Source organism: Thermoflavimicrobium daqui (genome assembly GCF_003313465.1).
Taxonomy (GTDB): Bacteria; Bacillota; Bacilli; order Thermoactinomycetales; family Thermoactinomycetaceae; genus Thermoflavimicrobium; species Thermoflavimicrobium daqui.
In genome coordinates this window covers 1-863 of record NZ_KZ845702.1, presented here as the reverse complement: position 1 = coordinate 863, position 863 = coordinate 1, and the positions used below count along the sequence as shown (strand labels likewise).

The window sequence follows — 863 nt, the reverse complement described above, 5'->3', positions numbered from 1 at the left end:
CCTTATGTTGATGTCTATCCGCTTGTCTTTGTTTTTGCACAAAATTCATACGATGTCAGTAATGCTATTAAATGGGCTCGTGAGAATAATGTGCCTTTGCGTGTCAGAAGCGGCCGCCATGCTCTGGATAAGAATCTTTCAGTAGTAAGTGACGGAATTGTTATTGATGTGAGTGACATGAATAAAGTCCTCTTGGATGAAAAAAACGCGATTGCAACCGTTCAAACCGGCATTCACGTTGGTCCGCTTGTAAAAGGATTAGCTCGGGATGGTTTTATGGCTCCGTTTGGAGACAGTCCGACCGTCGGAATCGGAGGAATTACGATGGGCGGCGGATTTGGCGTGCTCTCACGATCGATTGGCCTTATCAGTGATAACCTTCTCGCACTGAAAATGGTAGATGCAAAAGGCAGGATTATTCGAGCAAATCAATCTCACAATGAGGACTTACTATGGGCTTCCAGAGGAGGCGGGGGAGGTAATTTCGGATATAACACCCAATATACTTTCAAAGTTCATCGTGCTCCTAAAACTGCAACCGTCTTTAATATTGTTTGGCCATGGGAACAATTAGAAACTGTATTTAAAGCTTGGCAAAGATGGGCGCCGTTTGCAGATGAACGATTAGGATGCTACCTTGAGATTTTCAGCAAAGTAAATGGCTTGTGCCATGCAGAAGGAATTTTCCTCGGTTCAAAACCTGAGCTGATTAAAGCATTAAGACCGTTATTAAATACCGGAACTCCGACACAAACCGTAATCAAAACATTATACTATCCAGATTGTATAGATTTCTTAGACCCTGATGAACCAATCCCCGGCAGATCCGATCAGAGTGTTAAATTTTCCTCGGCTTGGGCGCT

1 protein-coding gene is annotated in these 863 nt (G+C 43.6%); it reads left to right on the top strand.

What is annotated here, in order from left to right; all coding sequences use genetic code 11:
- On the top strand, positions 1-863 hold an 863-nt coding region (locus DL897_RS17995), incomplete at both ends, for an FAD-binding oxidoreductase (protein ID WP_145962248.1).